This is a genomic window from Pseudoalteromonas sp. TB64, from assembly GCF_000498095.1.
Classification (GTDB): Bacteria; Pseudomonadota; Gammaproteobacteria; order Enterobacterales; family Alteromonadaceae; genus Pseudoalteromonas.
The window spans coordinates 1-7,047 of the sequence record NZ_AUTQ01000185.1; the positions used below are offsets into that span (position 1 = coordinate 1).

At 38.0% G+C, this 7,047-nt stretch carries 5 protein-coding genes and 1 pseudogene; 1 reads left to right on the plus strand and 5 read right to left on the minus strand.

Annotated elements, in window-relative coordinates:
• The first annotated feature begins 90 nt into the window (after positions 1-90).
• Entirely contained in the window at positions 91-852 is a 762-nt protein-coding gene (locus L647_RS0115275) for an IS5 family transposase (protein WP_024611512.1), read from the plus strand.
• A gap of 117 nt (positions 853-969) precedes the next feature.
• On the opposite strand, the gene L647_RS0115280 is transcribed toward L647_RS0115275, so the two are convergent.
• The 5 genes and pseudogenes from L647_RS0115280 to L647_RS1000000126490 all read right to left on the minus strand — a co-directional run.
• Positions 970-1,383: a hypothetical protein gene (locus tag L647_RS0115280; protein ID WP_024594443.1), complete on the minus strand. Its 414-nt coding sequence runs from the start codon at positions 1,381-1,383 to the stop codon at positions 970-972.
• Positions 1,384-1,385: 2 nt separating this feature from the next.
• Positions 1,386-3,755, minus strand: a complete 2,370-nt coding sequence (locus tag L647_RS0115285; protein WP_024611834.1) for an integrase — start codon at positions 3,753-3,755, stop codon at positions 1,386-1,388.
• Positions 3,748-5,319, minus strand: a complete 1,572-nt coding sequence (locus L647_RS0115290) for a site-specific integrase (RefSeq protein ID WP_024594441.1) — start codon at positions 5,317-5,319, stop codon at positions 3,748-3,750. Before L647_RS0115290 ends, L647_RS0115285 begins: the two co-directional genes overlap by 8 nt.
• Before the next feature lie 12 nt (positions 5,320-5,331).
• A complete protein-coding gene (locus L647_RS0115295) occupies positions 5,332-6,708 on the minus strand; it encodes a site-specific integrase (RefSeq protein WP_024594440.1) in 1,377 nt (458 codons plus the stop codon).
• 173 nt (positions 6,709-6,881) lie between these two features.
• A pseudogene (locus L647_RS1000000126490) lies at positions 6,882-7,047 on the minus strand (single-stranded DNA-binding protein); the annotation flags it as partial.

Consider the following 7,047-nt stretch of genomic DNA (forward strand, 5'->3'; position numbering starts at 1 on the left):
TAGGGCGTGTTGATCTTTGCGGTATAAAAAACAAACAGCATGAGGATAAGGTATAATTGAATTCGCTAAAAAACGTTACACCGAACCCTCATGCCAAGATTAATGTTAACAGACGCGACATGGAATGTCTTATCAAAAGTAATGCACTTAAGTGGTCGAATTTATAATAAGCCTGAGCATAGAAAAACGCTCGAAGGCATACTCTATAAGATGCGTACCGGTATTCCTTGGCGAGATTTACCGTCTTATTTCGGCTCGTGGAGTGCTATCTATAGACGATTTAATTTATGGTCCAAAAAAGATATTTTGAATGAATTATTTCGTGTGTTATCCCACTATGCTGATATGGATTGGATCTTTATTGATGGCAGTATTGTCAGGGCTCACCAGCATAGTTGCGGTGCAAGAACCGCTGGCAATGAATCAATCGGTAAGAGTCGAGGTGGCAATTCGACTAAAATTCATCTTGCAGTAGATAGCGGAGGATTGCCTGTTTATTATGAATTATCCTGTGGAAATACGCATGATATCGTCCATGCAGAGTCACTTGTAGACAATTGCCCAACGAGTAATGTGGTTGTCGCAGATAAAGGCTACGATAGTGAAAAACTAAGAGAGTTTATTCGTGATAATAGCGCTACACCCGTTATTCCACGCAAGGATAACAGTTTAGTGGGTAATGAAGATATTGACTGGTGCATGTACAAATATAGGCACTTAGTTGAGAATGCCTTTGGTCGGATCAAACAATATAGAGGGATAGCTACAAGGTATGAAAAGCTTGAACGGAATTATCATTCCATGCTCGCTTTAGCATTTACTATGATGTGGCTACCAATGTGGGCTGATTAATATATATACTACAAAGATCAACAGCCCCTAGATTTCATTATGCTATCTCAGACATAAAGCACCAATTCCAGCGTATAAAACCTAACCTTAACAAAGAATAGAATATACCTAAATTACCTAATTATCTTTGGTAGGCAATGGCTGATTTAGTTGTTCAGGCGTAACTCCGTGTATGTGTGCATTATAAAGCCATGTATGAAATTGCTCTAATAATCGATTATTTTCAGCTTCAAGCCTTTCGTTTCTTCGCTTTAAAGAATCTAATCTTTCAGCTGCTATTTTTAGGCTTGGCGGTAATGACTGAGTTACATTTTTAACCTTGCTGGTGTTACCAGAAACAATTGCTTTGACCTCAGTGAAAGCTGTCTTTATTCGCGACTGCTTTGACAATGTTTGTCTTGTTGTTTTGAGTTTGTAGTCATGCTCAACAGCCTCGATCAAAGAATCCCATGTTAATCTTGAGTCTGTAGGCCAATCATCAAGTAGTTCAACCACGTTTTTGATATCTTCATCTGTCAGGTGCTTAGCCATAGTTAATCCTCGGGGAAGTATAATTCATTCATTTCATCTAAGTCTTCAAAGGAAATATCATCATCAGCCGAAGGGCTAGGCAGGGTGTCGATTGAAAGGTTACTCCTAATCATTTCATCAACCGATATTTTCTGAACTTGTTTAGTACGTTGATAATTAATGATATTAGGTAGCCTTTTTCTGCCATTTATATCCATAGCTCGGTCTAATAAAGATGCATTGTTCAAATTTGTTAGTTTTATTAGTGAGCCATCTTCTATATTCGGATCTTCAAACATGCTAATTAATTCTTTGGCCCGCTCAACCGTAAGTGCTCTGCTTTCATAAAACCGTAATGCACCTTGCACCCCATCATCTACAGCCTTCTTGTCCATTTTTAAAAGCTTTTCTTCTTTTTTGAGACGCTGACGGACCCTCTCGCACTTATCATCATCACCTTTTACACATACTTGTTCATCACAATTAAGACAATCACGATATTTAGTACAGGGTTCTGATATATATGATGCTATACACATGCCAAACTCTGTTGTATGAGCAGTTAAGGACGCTTTAGTATTGAGTTCCTGAATGGTTCTGGCAGTCGCGATTAATAGCTGAACCTGATTTTTTTCATTTTTCGGTTGAGTCGTCATCTCATTTGAAGCAAGTTCTCTCTCGCGACTTTCTATAAAGTCTTCGCCGTACTCTTCATAAGTTGTATGATCATAGTATCGGTTATGAGCAGGATCACTTCGCATTGCCCATTTAGCACGCATTTCTCCATCCATTCCGTTAACGGCTGCCATTGTGTCCAGCATATGTCGTAACTGGTGTGAAGTAATGACTAAATCTCCATATCCCCAACGCTGGAATATAGAATGTACTCCTGAAGCTAGTTCACCTGTTGTTCTATTTTTTTTCTTAGTCGGTGCTAAGTCCTCATTTAGTGTATTAATAGTCGGGATCTGTAGCTCAGTATAAATAGTTGCTCTTCTTGATTCTAAACTGTTAGAAAAACTAGCATAAAGAGATTGCGACCACTTAACTTTAATACCATCACCATTTTTAAATGGAATATACGGAAACCCATCAGGCAAGCTATCGCGAATAATCTTATTTAAATCAACAAGATTCACAGTATAATCCTTGCGCGCAATACCTCTTTTTGTGAGGATCTGATTGCGAGCGGTACGCATATTTTTTCGTTTATGGCTATCACTTATGTCACCATAAATTGATAAATCTAAGCCTAAGGCTAATGCAGCCTCATTCATAGTTAATAATTGTTCTTCTGGCACATTTGGGCACAATTTATGACGAGGAAAACTTGGAGAGTCTTCTAGCATTTTTGCAAAATTTCGAGCATCTTTTGACTGCTCCTGTAGTCTTGCTATGGCTTGTTCTACTAATTGATACATAACGGTAGGCAACCATTTATTTTCGTACCCATAACCTTTCCCTGAGTACCACTTAATGCCTTTAACAATGATCTTCGTGTCCCAGTCAATTTTAATATCGTCAGGATTACTTGGCTCAGCTAGAACACTTCCATTTCCACTATCAATAATTAATGCTTGTTTCGACTGGTTTTTTGCTTTTTTAATTTCTTCTAGAATTAGCGCTTTAACTTCCTCTTCAGATAGTCCTAGCTCTATCGCTTTCTTTGCATTCATTGGAGTGCATTCGATACAGCTATCTAGAAGATAAAGAGGTTCAGAGCCACGGTTGGGTGCTGAAAATAATAGTGCCATTGTCGATGTGGTAAATATATCTCTAGGGCTTAGTTCTTCCATCTTAAATGAAGTTACTCTGGCTAACGCCATCAAAGCATCTTCATCTGGCATCTTCTCTTGTCTAGCATCATCATCATCAACAGCCTGATGAGCAGGTTTGAGTATTGGGTTTTTCCATGAAAAACGCGAAATAAGGTTGTGCTCAATTAAAAACTTTAATAGGTTAGCTAGCCCTCGTCCAGCTTGATATGCAGCCCCCTTACCCAGTGCTTTTCTTGCAGCTTCAGCTGCATTATTGAAGTCGTTAGCTGTAAGCTTTGTAACATTAATATCTACTAGAGCATTTGTATCTGTTCGGCTTGCATGAATAGCTCTTAATGCTTTTAATCTATTATCTACAGCTGACTTACCACCACCGCCATAAACAATATATGCTTTAGCAAACGGCATAAATGAGGGATCGAAAAGCTGCTCTGTCATTCGCTTACGACTATTAGCTCCAAATATTGTGAAGTTTCCGACTTTATCCCAATAATTACTTTCATAGTCATACTTCTCATTCAACGGTGGGAGTTTTCTACAGAATGCAAGAAACTCATTTAAATTATTCTCATGCTCAAGTTCGTGTTTAGGTTTAAAAATAAAAACTTCAGGCATTATTGTACTCACGACATTTCTCAATTACTTGGCAAACAGCCAAGATAGCACGATCATTAATTGTTACGATTTGCATATCCCCACCTGCATCCTTTTTTAGACGCTCCCTCTCTTCAACTAACCACTCAAGAACTAGATGATGGGGAGCATTAGCCCATGGTTTAAATTTAGGGCAGAGGTAACAGGCTATGGGCGCATAATCTTGGCAAAAAGCGTTTGTACCACAGGAGCCAATATCGCAGTCCTTATCACGGCATGGAATGCGTGCTGCTCCAGGATTTATACCATTCGCTTCATCTTCATCGGCTACTATCTGACCAGCAAATGCGGAAGCATACTTAGCTAATGATTGGTTCATGATTTTCGAAACTTCAATGGCAAATTCAGGTATATTTTTAACATACACTCCTACATTCTGGGTATTAGAATGATCAAGTATCCGAGCTATTGTAAGAACACCAGCACCTTCTCTTGCTGCCCTCGTGCCCATAGAGTAACGAAAGCGGTATCCTGTAGAATGTATAGGCTCTCCTGTACGTTCACTTATTACATTAAGCCTTTTTATAGCTCTTCTTAGATTTGAAGATAGATCGATATTTTTTATGTGCAGTAATTCAGATTTTAAAAAAGAAAAAAGTAGCTCTGAACTGAGATGCTTCATTTCCTTAATTACATCGTGAGCGATAAATAAGGGTAACTCCCCTTTTTGCTCATCCGTCAATTTGCGACCTAGTATCTTTTCAACAAGTTGAGTTTGCTCTTTGATATATTTTTCTATCACTCGACCAATTTCGATGGTAAACGCAAAGGGTGTCAAAGAAGCTCTGAATTTTTCTCCTATTTGCTTAGCCCTCGGTATATTACCGATATAAGTGGATATAGAAGAGTGAGTATTGCTCCAAAAAAAATCTTTATGCTTAGTAGAAGCTAATTGGTCAGGGCGTCGACCTGAAGCTTTGAATAATGTGATAGTCATATACTCTTCAAGACTCAGCTTTCCTTCAGCATATTTATGGGCTGCATGATGGCCTATCGCATCAAACTCCAAATCACTATAAGGCCCTGTTTCAGGATCGAGAGTCAGCACAGGTATGCCTTTATCGTTTCCACCGATACGCCAGCCATCAATCAGCTTAAAAATTGATTCATCTATATGGGAAGCTAAGCCCAAAAATCGCATTTTCTTAATGAAGCAGCGAACTTGTGACACGTAGGCCTTAAATTTATTGGATTTCGCCCCATTTTTAGCTAAGTTATAGAAAGTCACTAAACCAAGCTCAGTAAAATCTCTAAGGCCTGTATGCTTTTGGTATGCGTTTAATGATTTCATTAAAGATTGTGTATAGCCCGCCGAAAAATTCTCAGCAAAATACACTAGCGTCTCAAGAATATCTTCGCACAACGGTACTTTAAACTTGTCTATTTTCGCTACAGATAATGTTATATTCCGACTGAGAATCCAAGTATCGTCAAGGTAGTCAAATTCAAAGTTATTAAATGATATAGCTTTTGTTGTTTTGCTCTTTTTAGCAAAAAAACTTTGGTTCTCAAAATTATATTCCAATTAAATGGCCTCTTACATGTCAATGTCTTCGTCGTAGGCACCGACGACTTGATTTAGCTGCTCACTATGCTTCTCTTGCATTATTAAACCAATATCCATAGCACGATTATCAGTATGCCTTTTCGCATAATGCTGACCACTTAAAGATTTCTCCGACCAGCCCATAAGCTTTCTTCTGTCAGACTCTGATTTTATATCTGTCGTTTTATTCTGCTCAATAAGAGCATCTGTAGTTTTACTGTATCTATCATTCCATGTGTGTCGCAATGCATGGGGATGCACCCTATAACCAACCACTTCGGACACCTGCCTAAACATTTTATTCACTTGTGCTAAGGATAAAGCTGAATTCGATTTCGTACGATGGTTATGAGTTACAAATAGGTACTTAATATACTCAGAGCCTTTAGCATTCGGACGATGACTGATAAGGTAATTCTCATACATTGTCGTAAGGCGACTATCCATTGGCACTATTCGACCCTTTGTTTTTCCCTCAGGTCGAATAGTGCGATCATCTTCCTTGTCCACAGAGGCATTTATTCTTAGGTACTTACGCCCATTTTTTTCATTTGTTATGATATCTGACTGGTTGTTATCTGTTTTAACTCTAACTTTCATCAATTCACCACGACGACACCCTACTGAATTAAAGAAATTAAAAATTAGTTCATTTCGATAACGAACAGACTCATTCCACCAAGGATTTCTCGATGAATTAGTTCGAATAACATCCATTACTTCAATGATCTGGGATTCAGTTAATGAGCGCCATTGCCCCCAATCTACAGTTTCATTCTCATTTGAAGATTTCCTATCAGGCCGGATGGATAATAAAAAACTTTCTGAACTGAGGCTTTTTGTTTTAGAGGTTTTTTCCGTGGATTCTTTTGCTTTGAAGTATTCAGCCTTAGAGGGACACAGTTCACTTTCAAGCCAACCAAGGTAATAAGCAAAAGTTGTTATTCGATTATATGCCGTATAAGAAGATATATTTCTATCATCCTCAATAATAATAGTTGCCCTTGATGTTTCCAGCTTCTTTGGATTGAGCTTGAACGGAACAATATTTGAAACCTTGTGTTTAGCAAACATCTCCCTAATTTTTTCTACATCAAACGAAGCTGCATTTTTTAACTGTTGCAGTTCATTCTTTTTAAGGAAGTTACCTGCTTTACAGCGTTCAACCAAATTAAGGTTAAGATAACCACATATTTCGGAAAGAAGACGAAGATGCTCGAAAACAACATGGCAAGTATTGCTAGCGCGAGAAAAGTTTCGATAATGAATAGTAACAAACAGGTTTTCGTATAAAAGAGGGGCCCCGCTTTCATCGAGTAAGATTGAGTACTTTTCCCCATTCGACATTTGTAATCTTTTTAACTTCATTTCTTCTCCAGAACATTAAAAACTTTACAAAATAACAAGGTAAAGCATAAGCTACAAACAAGTATAAAAAAAGTTTACAAAAACTACAATGTTTTATGTAAACTTTTTAAATATTAACTTATTAATTAATACTTTAAGATATAAACTTTACAAAGTTACATCTCTGATAACCCTCAGAACGGAATATCGTCATCAAAATCTATTGTTGGTTCCATTGGATTTGATGCGCCGCCTTGTGGTGCATTTTGTGGTTTAGGAGCAAAACCGCCTTGCTTTTGTGGTGCACTGCTTTGTTGTGGTGCAAAACCACCTTGCGGCTGATATTGGTTGCTTTGTTGC

Coding starts and splice junctions, on each gene's coding strand:
- L647_RS0115280 (WP_024594443.1), bottom strand. CDS start 1,383: ATGGCTAAGCACCTGACAGATGAAGATATCAAAAACGTGGTTGAACTA.
- L647_RS0115295 (WP_024594440.1), bottom strand. CDS start 6,708: ATGAAGTTAAAAAGATTACAAATGTCGAATGGGGAAAAGTACTCAATC.
- L647_RS0115275 (WP_024611512.1), top strand. CDS start 91: ATGCCAAGATTAATGTTAACAGACGCGACATGGAATGTCTTATCAAAA.
- L647_RS0115285 (WP_024611834.1), bottom strand. CDS start 3,755: ATGCCTGAAGTTTTTATTTTTAAACCTAAACACGAACTTGAGCATGAG.